Genomic DNA, 13,472 nt, shown 5'->3' on the forward strand with positions numbered 1-13,472 from the left:
CCTACTGGAGGGTGCGATGCGAGTTCCCCGGCCGCCCACCGCCTGGGTCGCGACCCTGTCCACGAGCTGGAGCGGCTCCGCCCGCGAGGCGATTCTGCGCGAGCTGAAGCGGGTGATCCTCGACGGCGCGGCGGCGCCGGGCCTGCCCATCCCCGTCGACGAGGTGGCCGCGCGCTACCAGGTGAGCCGGATTCCGGTCCGGGAGGCGCTGATGAGCCTCGTCGGGGAGGGCCTGGTGGAGCACCGCTCCCGGGCGGGCTACACCGTCGCGACACTCACCCCGGGCGAGCTGCGCGAGTTCTACCTGGTGCGAGAGGCGCTGGAGGCGGCGGCCCTCGGCGCCGCGGTGCGCCGGGCGACCGCCGCGGACGACGCGCTGGTCTCCCAGGCGCATGCCGCCACGTCGGAGGCGATCCGGGCGGGTGACTCCCGCGGCCACCACCGGGAGAGCCGGCGGTTCCACCTCGCGCTCGTCAACGCGGGCGGCATGCCGCGCCTGGCGCGCATGTTCGAGTCCGCCTGGAACATGACCGAGCCCGCCCGGCCGATGGACTACGCCTCACGGGACGCCGTGGACCTGCTCAACGACGACCACGAACGGATGCTGCACGCCTTCCGGGCCCGCGACGCGGCCGCGCTGCTGGAGGTCTCGCGCCTGCACCACGGCCGCCTGCAGAACTTCGTGCTGGCCCTGCCGGAGTCCGGCGAGCTCGGCCAGGGCTGAGCGGCCCCCGGGGAGACGCAGACGGGCCGGCGATGTGGCGGCCCGCCGATGGTCCGGGCTGGTCCGGATATATCTGTCGCGTCATTCGACAGAAACATCGCCGCCCTACGCTTTCTCGACAGCAGCCGGACACCGGAATCATCTCGCTCGACCAGGGCGGTCCGGTGCCGATGCCGGCCGTGATGCCGGCGACCCGTCGGTGCATTCGGCAGGTCGGTGCATTCGGCAGGTCGGTTCTCTCGGCATGTCGGCGATTTCGGCATGTCGGCGATTTCGGCAGGTCGGCCGACGCCCGATCATACATCCGGACCGTGCAGTCGATCGAGGGAGAAACAATGACCGAGTCCGTGACCTCCGCGGCGCGATCGCGGAGCCCGGAAACGGCTCCCGGTGGTCTCGTCGAGACCGCCGGGCCGGCCGGGGTGGCTGTCGTGGAAGAGGGGTACGACCCCCGCCTCCACAATGCGGACCTGGCGCCGCTGAAGGAACAGGGCTGGTCCGCCTACAACATCTTCGCCTTCTGGATGTCGGACGTGCACAGCGTCGGCGGCTACGTGACCGCCGGCAGCCTGTTCGCGCTCGGGCTGACGAGCTGGCAGGTTCTGGTCGCGCTGCTGGTGGGCATTACCATCGTCTATTTCTTCTGTAACCTCGTCGCTCGGCCGAGTCAGCAGGGCGCGGTGCCCTACCCGGTAATCTGCCGGGCGCCGTTCGGCGTCCTCGGGGCGAACGTCCCGGCCGTGATCCGTGGCCTGATCGCCGTCGCCTGGTACGGCATCCAGACCTATCTGGCCTCGGCCGCGCTCGACGTCGTGCTGCTGAAGCTCTTCTCCGGGCTCACCCCGTACGCCGACGTCCACCAGTACGGCTTCCTGGGTCTTCCGCTGCTCGGCTGGTGCAGCTTCGCGGTGCTGTGGGTCCTGCAGGCCGCCGTCTTCTGGACCGGGATGGAGACGATCCGCCGGTTCATCGACTTCTGCGGGCCAGCCGTGTACGTCGTCATGTTCGCGCTCACCGGCTACCTCATCTACCGGGCCGGCTGGGGCGCGATGAGCCTCAACATCGGCAGCGGGGACCACCACGGATCGACGATCTCCCTGATGCTCGGGGCGATCGCGCTGGTCGTCTCCTACTTCTCCGGCCCGATGCTGAACTTCGGCGACTTCGCCCGGTACGGGAAGTCGTTCGGCGCGGTCCGAAGGGGCAACCTGCTCGGTCTGCCGGTGAATTTCCTCGTCTTCTCCCTGCTGGTGGTGCTCACCTCGTCGCTGACGATTCCGGTGTTCGGCGAACTCATCACCGACCCGGTGCAGACGGTTGCCCGTATCGACAGCACCTTCGCCATCGTCCTCGGCGCGCTGACGTTCACGACGGCCACCATCGGCATCAACATCGTCGCGAACTTCATCTCGCCGGCCTTCGACTTCTCGAACGTCAGCCCGCAGCGGATCAGCTGGCGCGCCGGCGGCATGATCGCCGCCGTCGGATCGGTGCTCATCACCCCGTGGAACCTGTACAACAACCCGGATGTCATTCGTTACACGCTGGAGACCCTGGGCGCCTTCATCGGCCCGCTGTTCGGGGTGCTGATCTGTGACTTCTATGTGATCCGCCGCCGGGTCGTGGTGGTCGATGACCTGTTCACGATGTCCGAGCAGGGCACCTACTGGTACCGCAAGGGCGTCAACCCGCCGGCGGTCATCGCCACCGCGGTCGGTGCCGTCGTCGCGATGGTCACCGTGGTGGTGCCGTCCTCGGCGATCTCCTGGATCGGCACCGCGGGCCAGTACAGCTGGTTCATCGGCATGGGCCTCGGCCTGGCCGTCTACTACGTGCTCGCCCGACGTTCACCGATCACCGCGACCTCGCTGCGGCCCGCCCCCGTGCCGGCGCCGCGTGCGCCCCAGGCCAGCCAGGAACCGGCCGCCCGCTAGCCGCGATCCCCTGCCGGCGAACGATCGACCTGGACGGCCCGCGCCCATGCTCATCAGGGTCATCAACCCGAACACCACCGTCGCCATGACCACGCTGATCGACAAGTCCGCCCAGCTCGCGGCCCGTCCGGGCGTCCTCGTCGAGGCGGTCACGTCGGAGATGGGCCCGGCGTCGATCGAGAGCCACTACGACGAGGCCCTCAGCGTCCCGGGCATCCTCGCCGAGATCGCCGCCGGCGAGGAGGACGGCGCCGCCGGGTACGTCATCGCCTGCTTCGGTGACCCGGGGGTCGACGCCGCCCGGGAGCTCGCGGCCGGGCCGGTGCTCGGCATCGCCGAGGCGGCGATGCGGGCGGCGAGCTGCCTCGGCCGGGCCTTCAGCGTCGTCACGACCCTGGACCGCACCCGCGGCCGGGCCGCCGAACTCGTCGACCGGTACGGGTTGCGTCCGGTCTGCCGCAGCGTGCGGGCCTGCGACCTGCCGGTCCTGGCCCTCGACAGCGACCCGGGCGCCCCGGCCCGGGTGCTCGCCGAGTGCCGGGCGGCACGCGACGCCGACGGCGCCGACGTGATCGTGCTGGGCTGCGCCGGGATGGCGGACCTGTGCGCCGCGTTGTCCGCCGACCTCGGCATCCCGGTGATCGACGGCGTGTCCGTCGCCACGGCGGCGGTCGCCGGCCTCGCCGGCCTCGGGCTGCGCAGCAGCGGCCGGGGCGAGTACGCCCCGCCGCCCCGCAAGCCGTACACCGGCCTGCTGCACGGCTTCGGCTCCTGACGCCCCGGTCCGGTTGCGGTCGTTCGGTCGGTTGCGGCGGTTCCAGCCGGCTGCGGCGGTTCGAGTCGTGGCGGCTCGGGGGGTTGGTTGCGGCGGCTCGGTCAGCCGCGGGGGACGTCCCGCCAGGGCTTTCCGGTGTCGACGCGGACGTCGCCGGGCAGCCGGAGCACCCGCTCGCCGAGCACGTTGCGCAGGATCTGCGACGTCCCGCCCTCGATGGTGTTGGCCCGGGCCCGCAGGAACCGGCGCTGCAGGCTGTCGGACGGATCGTCGTAGGAGTCGTAGAGGGTGCCCTCGGGGCCGAGCATCTCCATGCAGAAGTCGTAGATCTTCTGGTTGAGCTCGGCGCCGACGAGCTTGCCGATGGACGCCTCCGGTCCGGGCGGCCCGGCGGTGCGGGCGACGCGGGCACGCTCCCCGGTGAGCCGGTAGGCCTCGGCCTGCGTCCACAGGTCGGCCAGCCGCAGCCGCAGCGCCGGGCTGTGGAGGTCGGGCCGGTCCCGCCACAGGTCGAGCGCGTCGGCGATCGTGCCGGAGCCGCGGCCGAGCGCGGAGTCGCCGATCGCGGAGCGCTCGTTCATCAGCGTGGTCATCGCGACGTTCCAACCCTGGCCGACGTCGCCCAGGCGATGGGCGTCGGGGACGCGCACGCCGGTCAGGTAGACCTCGTTGAACTCGGCCTGGCCGGTGGCCTGCCGCAACGGCCGGACCTCGACGCCGGGGGCGTGCATGTCGACGATGAAGTACGTCAGCCCGCGATGCTTGGGCAGGTCCGGGTCGGTCCGGGCCAGCAGCAGTGCCCAGCTCGCCAGGTGCGCGAGGCTCGTCCACACCTTCTGCCCGTCGACGACCCAGTCGTCGCCGTCGCGCACCGCGCGGGTCGACAACCCGGCGAGGTCGGAGCCCGCGCCCGGCTCGCTGAACAACTGGGCCCACATCTGCTCGCCGGTGTACAGCGGGCGCAGCAGCCTCGCCCGCAGCTCGGAGTCGGCGTGGCCGTGCAGGGTCGGGCCGGCCATGCCGACGCCGATCGGGTTGTTCAGGAACGGGTCGGGCCGACCGCCTGCCGCCAGGATCGCGTCGGCGACCGCCTGCAGCCCGGCGGGCAGGCCGAGGCCGCCGAAGCCGACGGGGAAGTGCACCCAGGCCAGACCCGCGTCGTAGCAGGCGCCGAGGAACTCCGCCGTCGTCGCGGTCGCCGGGTCGAGGCCGGCGACCACTGCGTGGGCGGCCTGTTCGACGCGTGCCCGATCGTCCTGCGAAGCCCCCGGCGCAGCCAGGGTGTTGGCCGTCTCGGCGCTCATCGCCGTCTCCCGCCTGTCGTCGTCACGTCGTGCCAAAGGTTGCTGGTGCCTGCGCGGGGCGCGGGCTGCGGCGGCGGGCTAGCGGCCGTCGGTGTCGTCGAGGACGAGCTGGGCCAGTCGCTCCTGGTGCGCCTCGGCGCCGCCGAACAGGGCTGCGTCGGTGTAGGCGCGCTTGAGATACAGGTGGGCGGGATGCTCCCAGGTGAAGCCGATCCCGCCGTGCACCTGCACGGCCATCGCCGCGACCTGGGTGAACGCCGTCGAGCACACCGACTGCGCGAGGCTCGCCGCGATGCGCGGGTCGTCGGTGCCCTCGTCGAGCGCCCACGCCCCGTGGTAGGCCACCGAACGGGCCTGCTCGACCAGCACCAGCATGTCGGCGCACAGGTGCTTGACCGCCTGGAACGACCCGATCGGCCGACCGAACTGCAGCCGGGTCCTGGCGTACTCGACGGAGAGATCGAGCAGGTACTGAGCGGCGCCGACCTGCTCGGCGGCCAGCAGCACGGCGGCGGTCTCCGCGGTGGTGGCGAGAACGGCCGCGGCCTCCGGCGCCGCGGCGAGCAGCCGGGCCGGGACGTCGTTGAAGCTGACGGTGGCCTGCCGCCGGGTGAGGTCCATCGTCGGCGTGGACTGCCGGACCAGCCCGGCGGCCTCGGCGCTCACGGCGAACAGCCCGACGGCGCCCCCGTAGCCGTCCTTGTCCCCGTCCACGTCCTTGCCCTCGGCCGCGCCGTCCCCGTCCGCGCCGTTCCCGTCCGTGCCGCCGATCGCCGCGGCGACGAGCAGCAGGTCCGCCGCGGCGCCGTCCAGCACGTGCGCGACGGACCCGCGCAGCGTGTACCCCGCGGTCGCGGCTCCGCCCGGGGAGGGAGTGCCGTCGGAGGAAGGGGTGCCGCCCGGTGCGGCGGTGCCGGGGCGGGCGGTGGCGGTCACGGTGACGGCGGCCGGGTCGAACCCGCCCCGGTGCAGCGGCGCCGCCAGCGCGGCGGTGGTGCGGCCCGCGACGAGCCCCGGCAGCAGCTCCGCCCGCGCCGCCTTGTCACTCAGGCCCCCCAGCGCCGTGGCACCGAGGATGATCGAACCGAGCAGCGGCCCGCACACGAGCGCCCGGCCCAGCTCCTCGATCACCACCGCCTGGGAGACCAGCCCGTCGCCGACGCCGTCGTACTCCTCGTCCGTGGCGAGTCCGAGCACGCCGAGTTCCTCGCCGAGCCGGGACCAGACGGCGGGATCGTGGCCGAGCGGCGAGGCCATCAGCCGCCGGACCTCCTCCTGCGGACTGACCTCTGCGGCGAACGCACGTACCGTCCGACGCAGCTCGACCTGCTCGGCTGACCAGGCGAACTCCGAGCTCATGGGCCCTCCTCGCGCGGGGCGGAAGCAGTGGGTGAGGTCACGTGGTGTGGCATCCGTCACCGACTCAAACAGGTGGTGTGGCGCGCGGTCAAACAATTGCAGTGGATGGTCGGATTTCGGCCCGGCAGGCGGCTGTCCTGCCGGGACGTCTCACCGCCGGCAGGAGGCGGCCCGCCGCGACCTGCGGTCACCGGGATGTCGCTGACCGTTGCCGGACTCGGGCGTTGCAGACTGGGGCGTTGCAGACTCGGGTGCGCCGATGAGGGCCGGCCGGGGGATGACCCTGCTGGAGATGACCCGACTGGAGGGGACACCGGATGGCTCTGCACGGGAAGGCGAGTGGGTCGCAGGCGGAGCAGACGGTCGACGTGCGGCCGCAGCTGGTCCGGCCGGGGGAGGACGTGGTCGTCCCCCGGTTCCGGATCCCGCGGGAGTCGATCTCGCCCGAGACCGCCTACCAGATCGTTCATGACGAGCTGATGCTCGACGGCAACGCGCGGCTGAACCTGGCGACGTTCGTGACCACCTGGATGGACCCCCAGGCCGATCGGCTGATGGCCGAGTGCGCATCCAAGAACATGATCGACAAGGATGAGTACCCGCAGACGGCGGAGCTGGAGAAGCGCTGCGTCAACATCCTCGCGGACCTGTGGCACGCCCCCGACTCGGAGCATGCGGTCGGCTGCTCGACCACCGGCTCCTCCGAGGCGTGCATGCTCGCCGGCCTGGCGCTGCTGCGCCGCTGGCGGGCCCGGCGGCGGGCGGCGGGCGCCCCGGCCGACCGGCCGAACCTCGTCATGGGCGTCAACGTCCAGGTGTGCTGGGACAAGTTCGCCCGCTACTGGGACGTGGAGCCACGGCTGGTTCCGATGGCGCCGGGCCGCACGCACCTGACCGCAGACGAGGCCGCCGCACGCTGTGACGAGAACACGATCGGCGTCGTGGCGATCCTCGGCTCGACGTTCGACGGCAGTTACGAGCCGGTCGCCGAGATCGCCGCCGCACTCGACCGCCTGGCCGCCGCGGGTGGCCCGGACGTGCCGGTGCACGTCGACGGCGCGTCCGGCGGGTTCGTCGCCCCGTTCTGCGACCCCGAACTGGTCTGGGACTTCCAGCTCGACCGGGTCGTGTCGATCAATGCCTCGGGGCACAAGTACGGGCTGGTCTACCCGGGGGTCGGCTGGGTGCTGTGGCGCGACCGCGCCCACCTGCCGGACGAGCTCGTGTTCGAGGTGGACTACCTCGGCGGGAAGATGCCGACGTTCTCGCTGAACTTCTCCCGGCCGGGGGCTCAGGTCGTCACGCAGTACTACACGCTGCTCCAACTGGGCTTCGCCGGCTACCGCCGGGTGGCTCAGGCGTGCCGGGACAACGCCCGGTGGCTCGCCGACGAGGTGGCCCGGATGGGTCCCTTCGAGCTCGTCTCGGACGGCAGCGGGATTCCCGCGTTCGCGTTCCGGCTGCGCGACGAGATCACCGACTACACCGTCTTCGACATCTCCGAGCTGCTGCGTACCCGCGGCTGGCTGGTGCCCGCCTACCGGTTCCCGCCGGACCTGACCGACCTCGCCGTGCTGCGGATCGTGGTACGCCACGAGTTCAGCCGCGATCTCGCCGGGCTGCTCGTCGCCGACCTGCGCCGGGTCGTGGACAGGCTGAGCGGCGCCGGGCGGCCCCTCCCGCCGCCCCCGCCGGACGGCGAGGCGGCCTCCTTCCACCACTGACGACCTCGCGCGGCTCGCCGAGCCGTCGGCCGCCGCACCTGTCCGGAGGCCTCGGGCGTCCGATTTATCCCTCCGGATAGCCGGGAAATGTGCCGCGGATCGGTGCTGCGGCCCCGCCCGCTTATCCGGAGGCCTCGGGCGTCCGATTTATCCCTCCGGATAGCCGGCCGGGGCGGGGGCGGGGGTTGCGGCGGGTGGGTGGTCAGGGGGCGGCGGTGAGGACGGGGCGCAGGGCGTCGAGGACGGTGGCGTCCTCGATGGTCGGCGGGACGGCGGGGGAGCGGCCGTCGGCGATCTCGCGCATGGTCCGGCGAAGGATCTTGCCGGAGCGGGTCTTGGGCAGGGCCGCCACCACGTCGACCCGCTGGAACGCGGCCACCGGCCCGATCTCCGCGCGGACGCGGGCGACCAGTTCCGCGGCGAGGGCGTCCGGCCCGATCTCGACTCCGGTCTTCACCACCACCAGCCCGCGCGGCACCTGCCCCTTCAACGCGTCCGCGACGCCGACGACGGCGCACTCGGCCACGGCGGGGTGCGCGGCGAGGACGGCCTCCATCGATCCGGTGGACAGCCGGTGCCCGGCCACATTGATCACGTCGTCGGTGCGGCCCAGCACGAACAGGTACCCGTCGGCGTCGACGTAGCCGCCGTCGCCGGTCAGGTAGTACCCGTCGAAGGCGGACAGGTAGGACGCGACGTACCGGTCGTCGTCCTCCCACAGGGTCGGCAGGGTGCCGGGCGGCAGCGGCAGGCGCAGGCAGATCGCGCCCTCCGTGCCGGCGGGGACGGGCTGGCCCGCCGGGTCCAGCACCCGCACGTCGTAGCCCGGCATCGGCACGGTGGGGGAGCCCGCGCGGGTGGGCAGCGGCTCCAGGCCGATCGGGTTGGCGCAGATGGGCCAGCCCGTCTCCGTCTGCCAGTAGTTGTCGATCACCGGGATGCCCAGGGTGGCGACGGCCCAGTCGTAGGTGGCCGGGTCGAGGCGTTCGCCGGCCAGGAACAGTGCGCGCAGCGACGAGCGGTCGTACCCGCGCACCAGGGCGCCCGCCGGGTCCTCCTTCTTGATCGCCCGGATCGCCGTCGGCGCGGTGAACAGCACGTTCACCCCGTGCTCGGCGACGACCCGCCAGAAGGCGCCGGCATCCGGCGTGCCCACCGGCTTGCCCTCGTAGAGCACGGTCGCCGCGCCGGCGAGCAGCGGGGCGTAGACCGCGTACGAGTGCCCGACCGCCCAGCCCACGTCGGAGGCCGCCCACATGACGTCCCCCGCCCGGACCCCGTAGATGGTGCCCATCGACCAGGTCAGGGCGACGCCGTGGCCGCCGTTGTCGCGCACGATCCCCTTCGGCCGGCCGGTCGTGCCCGACGTGTAGAGGATGTAGAGCGGGTCGGTGGCGGCGACCGGCACGGGCGGGTGCGGCGCCGCGGCGGCCAGAGCCGCGTCCCAGTCGTGGTCCCGGCCGGCGACCATCGAGCAGCGCTGGCGGTCCCGCTGGACGATGAGGGTCGCGGCGGGAGCGTGGGCGGCCAGCGCGATCGCCTCGTCGAGGATCGGCTTGTACGCCACCAGCCTCGTCGGTTCGATGCCGCAGGAGGCGCTGACGACGACCTTCGCCTGCGCGTCGTCCATCCGGGCGGCGAGCTCGGCCGCGGCGAACCCGCCGAAGACCACGGAGTGCACCGCGCCGAGCCGGGCGCAGGCGAGCATGCTCACCACGGCCGCGGGGATCATCGGCAGGTAGATGATGACCCGGTCGCCGCGGCCGACCCCGAGCGCGGCCAACGCCCCGGCGGCGCGCGCCACCTCGTCGGTCAGCTCGGCGAAGGTGAAGCGGCGGACCGTGTCGGTGACCGGCGAGTCGTAGATCAGCGCGAGCGCGTCGCCCCGGCCCGCGGCGACGTGCCGGTCGAGGGCGTTGGCGCAGGTGTTGAGCTCGGCGTCGGGGAACCAGCGGGTGAACGGCGCCCTGGTGGCGTCGAGGATCCGCCGCGGCGGCCGGGTCCAGTCGAGTGCCTGTGCGGCGTCCGCCCAGAACCCCTCGGGATCGTTCGCGGCTCGGTCGTACTCCCGTTGGTATGCGCCCATGACCGGCATCCTCCCGCGCCCGGCGACCGCCGGAGCGCATTCCCGCCACCCGGTCGCCCACCGCCTCGAGCGGCACACCGGGCGTGCGGGGTGCGGCCCGGGCCTGCCGCGCTGATCATGACTTCGGCCCAGGTGGTGGTGTTACGTTCCGCGCAAAAGCGAATCGAGACAGGGAGAGCAGCCATGACCAGACCGTTGGAGGGCGTCCGGGTCCTCGACTTCTCCGAGCACGGCTTCGTGCCGTCGGCCGCCGCGGCGCTCGGCGACTTCGGTGCGGACGTGGTCAAGATCGAGCGGCTCGCCGGCGACGCCATGCGCCGGATCATCGCCAGCGGCATGGTCGCCACGAAGGACGGCTACGACTTCCAGTTCGAGCTGTTCAACCGCAACAAGCGCGGCATCGCGTTAGACGTCGAGCAGCCCGCGGGGCGCGAGATCTTCGAAAAACTCGTGCGCTGGGCCGAGGTGTACATCACCAACCAGCTTCCCCGCGTCCGCCGCAAGCTGCGCACGGAACCGGCCGACATCTTCGCGCTGAACCCGACCATCGTCTATGCGCGTGGGCACGGCCAGGGGCAGCGCGGACCCGACGCCGAGGCCGGTGGTTTCGACGGGGTCTCGTACTGGGCGCGCGGCGGCGTGGCCCACGTCCTGACCGACGCGGACGCGACGCGCCCGACCAAGCAGCGCCCGGCCCTCGGCGACGGCCCCAGCGGAATGTTCCTCGCCGGCGGGATCTGCGCCGGGCTCGTCCACGTGGGGCGGACCGGCAAGGGCATCGTGGTCGACACCTCCCTGCTCGGCTCGGCGGCGTGGACGCTCGGGCCCGATCTGGCCTACACCACCCTGGCCGGCGGGCAGATGCCGATGGCGGCCGACGAGCAGATCTCGCCGCTCGTGCGCCAGTACCGGACCGTCGACGGCCGGTGGGTGTCCCTGATGATGATCGACGAGGCGCGTTACTGGGAGCAGGCCTGCCGGGCGCTCGGCCTGGACGATCTCGTCCCCCGTTTCCCCGACCCGGCCTCGCGCCGAGCGGGCTGGCCGGTGATCCACGAGCGGATCAATGCGGTGATCACCGCACTCGACCACGTCGAGCTGGAGGCGAAGCTGCGCGCCCAGGGGTGCATCTTCTCGTTCTTCGCGACCCCGATGGAGGTCGTCGCCGACCCGGCGGTGGTCGCCAACGGCTATCTCATGCAGCACCCCGAGCATCCCGACGTCCGGCTCGCGGCCGCTCCGGTGCAGTTCGACGACGAGCTGCCGGCGGCCCGGCGCGCTGGACCGACCCTGGGCCAGCATTCCCGCGAGGTCCTCACCGAGCTCGGCTACGGCGAGACGGAGATCCTCCGCCTGCTCGACGACAAGGTCATCGCCGAGCCCTGAGCACCGAGCCCCTGCCGGGATGCGCCGACCAGAGCGTGGGTAGGCCCTGGTCACAGGCGTTCCGCGGCACCGATGCCACCCGGTCCACAGTCCCGCCGCGGGTCCGAACCGTGGGCTCACCGTGGCCTCCGGGTGGCGTCCCGCCGGGCGACGAGAAAAAACTGTCGGTGGTGGGGTCCAGGGTGGTGGCACGGTTCGCAGCACTCGAAGGAGTCACCATGCCCACGCGAGACAACATCCCCGCCGGCGCCCCCTGTTGGGTCGACCTGATGACCTCCGACGCCGCCGGTGCCAAGGCGTTCTACGGTGAGCTGTTCGGCTGGGCGGCCGAGGAGCCCGCCCCCGAGTTCGGCGGCTACACCAACCTCACCAAGGACGGCGTCCGCATCGGCGGTCTGATGCCCAAGCAGCCGGGGATGGACGCCCCCGACGGCTGGTCGGTCTACCTGTCCACGCCCGATGCGGAGAAGACCGTCGCCGCCGCGACCGAGCACGGCGGTGGAGTGATCGTCGGGCCGATGGCCGTGGCCGACCTCGGTGTCATGGCCGTGGTGACCGACCCGGGCGGCGCGGCCATCGGCCTGTGGCAGCCCGGCACGCACAGCGGCTTCGGGGTCGCCGCCGAGCCGGGCGCGCCGGGCTGGTTCGAGCTGCTCACCCGGGATTACAACGCCGCGGTCCCCTTCTACCGTGATGTCTTCGGCTGGGATGTCCACGTCGCCGCCGACACCCCGGAGTTCCGCTACTCGACCTACGGGCCCGGCGACGCCGCGCACGCCGGGATCATGGATGCGAGCGGTTTCCTGCCGGACGGCGTGCCGGCGCACTGGTCGGTGTACTTCGCCACGGCGGACACGGACGCGACGCTGGAGCGGGCCGCCGCGCTCGGCGGCTCGGTCGTCCTGCCGGCCGAGGACACTCCGTATGGTCGCCTCGCCGCGGCCGCCGACCCCACCGGCGCCGTGTTCAAGCTGCTCGGGCCGAACGTCTCGACGCCTGCCGCGAGCTGAGCCCGCCGCGACCGGTTCTAGGCGGCCGCCGGCTCGGCGCGCAGCAGGCCGGCGAGGACCGATCCGGCGTGGCGGATGCCCACGTCGTCGACGTCGAGGTGGGTGACGATCCGCAGGGTGCTCGGGCCGGTCGCGCCGACCAGCACGCCCTGCTCCGCGGCGCTGCGGGCGAACCGGGCGGCGTCGGCGACCTCGACGAGGACCATGTTGGTCTCGACCTGCTTGGGGTCCACGCGGCCGGGCGCGGCGTCGGCGAGCAGCGCGGCGAGCTCGCCTGCCCGCCGGTGGTCCTCGGCGAGGCGTTCGAGGTGGTGGTGCAGCGCGTGCAGGCCCGCCGCGGCCAGCACGCCGGACTGGCGCATCGCGCCGCCGAGGCGCCGGCGCCAGGTCCGGACCTCGTCGACCCGGCCGGCGTCGCAGATCACCAGCGATCCGACCGGGGCGCCGAGCCCCTTGGACAGGCAGACCGACAGGGTCGTGAACGGCTCCGCGAGCCGGCGCGGCTCGACGGCGCCGGCCACGGCCGCGTTCCACAGCCGGGCGCCGTCGCAGTGCAGCGCGATGCCGGCGGCGGTGGCGAGGTCGCGGAACTGGTCCAGCCGGGCCGGCGCCCAGACCCGCCCGCCGGCCCGGGCGGCGGTGTTCTCCACGGCCAGCACGCTTGTGCGGATCATGTTGTAGTTGCCGTCGACGCTGTGCGAGCGGATTGTCGCGGCGACGTCCGCCAGGTCCGCGGTGTCGACGAGGCCGGGCAACGTGCGGGTCTGGAGGCCGCCGAGCGCGGCCAGGCCGCCCATCTCGTAGGTCACGATGTGGGCCTCGGTGTCGGCGATGATCTCGGTGCCGACCTGGGCGCTGGCGCGCAGGGCGACGAAGTTGGCCATGGTCCCGCTTGGCATGAACACGGCCGCTGCGTGGCCGAGCAGGTCCGCGGCGTACTCCTCCAGGGCCCGCACCGACGGGTCCTCGCCATAGTGGTCGTCGCCGACCTCCGCCTCCGCCATCGCCCGGCGCATCGCCGCGGTCGGCCGGGTCACCGTGTCGCTGCGCAGATCGACCGGCCCGGCCGGCCTGGCCGCCGGTCGAGCCGCCGACCGCGAGGCCGACGCGGCAATCTGGTCGCCACCGCCCGTCGCGTCGGGCCTGGGACTACCGTCACGGGAAGCGTCG

The 13,472-nt window shown here is 72.9% G+C and carries 10 protein-coding genes; 6 read left to right on the forward strand and 4 right to left on the reverse strand.

Annotated elements, in window-relative coordinates; translation table 11 throughout:
* The first annotated feature begins 16 nt into the window (after positions 1-16).
* The 3 genes from FRAAL_RS01680 to FRAAL_RS01690 all read left to right on the forward strand — a co-directional run bounded on the left by FRAAL_RS01680 (position 17) and on the right by FRAAL_RS01690 (position 3,433).
* Entirely contained in the window at positions 17-724 is a 708-nt protein-coding gene (locus tag FRAAL_RS01680) for a GntR family transcriptional regulator (RefSeq protein WP_011601632.1), read from the forward strand.
* Between the two features lie 335 nt (positions 725-1,059).
* The gene (locus tag FRAAL_RS01685) at positions 1,060-2,658 is read left to right on the forward strand and encodes an NCS1 family nucleobase:cation symporter-1 (RefSeq protein ID WP_050996975.1); all 1,599 of its coding nucleotides are present in this window, start codon (positions 1,060-1,062) and stop codon (positions 2,656-2,658) included.
* A 46-nt stretch (positions 2,659-2,704) separates the two neighbouring features.
* The gene (locus tag FRAAL_RS01690) at positions 2,705-3,433 is read left to right on the forward strand and encodes an aspartate/glutamate racemase family protein (RefSeq protein WP_011601634.1); all 729 of its coding nucleotides are present in this window, start codon (positions 2,705-2,707) and stop codon (positions 3,431-3,433) included.
* A gap of 101 nt (positions 3,434-3,534) precedes the next feature.
* Here the strand turns inward: FRAAL_RS01690 and FRAAL_RS33925 are convergent, their stop codons facing one another.
* Together FRAAL_RS33925 and FRAAL_RS33930 are read right to left on the reverse strand one after the other, a co-directional pair.
* Complete coding sequence (locus FRAAL_RS33925; protein ID WP_050996976.1) at positions 3,535-4,737, reverse strand: acyl-CoA dehydrogenase family protein; 1,203 nt, start codon at positions 4,735-4,737, stop codon at positions 3,535-3,537.
* 78 nt (positions 4,738-4,815) lie between these two features.
* The gene (locus FRAAL_RS33930; RefSeq protein WP_011601636.1) at positions 4,816-6,096 is read right to left on the reverse strand and encodes an acyl-CoA dehydrogenase family protein; all 1,281 of its coding nucleotides are present in this window, start codon (positions 6,094-6,096) and stop codon (positions 4,816-4,818) included.
* Positions 6,097-6,413: 317 nt separating this feature from the next.
* On the opposite strand from FRAAL_RS33930, the gene gad reads away from it, so the two are divergent.
* A complete protein-coding gene (gene gad / locus FRAAL_RS01705; protein WP_011601637.1) occupies positions 6,414-7,820 on the forward strand; it encodes a glutamate decarboxylase in 1,407 nt (468 codons plus the stop codon).
* Between the two features lie 202 nt (positions 7,821-8,022).
* On the opposite strand, the gene FRAAL_RS01710 is transcribed toward gad, so the two are convergent.
* On the reverse strand, positions 8,023-9,906 hold the full coding sequence (locus FRAAL_RS01710) for an AMP-binding protein (protein WP_041938674.1): 1,884 nt from the start codon (positions 9,904-9,906) through the stop codon (positions 8,023-8,025).
* Positions 9,907-10,089: 183 nt separating this feature from the next.
* Here FRAAL_RS01710 and FRAAL_RS01715 point away from each other — a divergent pair, with 183 nt between their 5' ends.
* Positions 10,090-11,292, forward strand: a complete 1,203-nt coding sequence (locus FRAAL_RS01715; RefSeq protein ID WP_041938675.1) for a CaiB/BaiF CoA transferase family protein — start codon at positions 10,090-10,092, stop codon at positions 11,290-11,292.
* Positions 11,293-11,510: 218 nt separating this feature from the next.
* On the forward strand, positions 11,511-12,302 hold the full coding sequence (locus FRAAL_RS01720; protein WP_011601640.1) for a VOC family protein: 792 nt from the start codon (positions 11,511-11,513) through the stop codon (positions 12,300-12,302).
* 17 nt (positions 12,303-12,319) lie between these two features.
* Here FRAAL_RS01720 and FRAAL_RS01725 read toward each other — a convergent pair whose 3' ends face one another.
* Positions 12,320-13,354 (reverse strand): GntG family PLP-dependent aldolase, encoded by a 1,035-nt coding sequence (locus FRAAL_RS01725; RefSeq protein ID WP_306282564.1) that lies wholly within the window; start codon positions 13,352-13,354, stop codon positions 12,320-12,322.
* Positions 13,355-13,472: the final 118 nt, after the last annotated feature.

Origin of the sequence: Frankia alni ACN14a, from assembly GCF_000058485.1 — a bacterium.
GTDB lineage: Bacteria > Actinomycetota > Actinomycetes > Frankiales > Frankiaceae > Frankia > Frankia alni.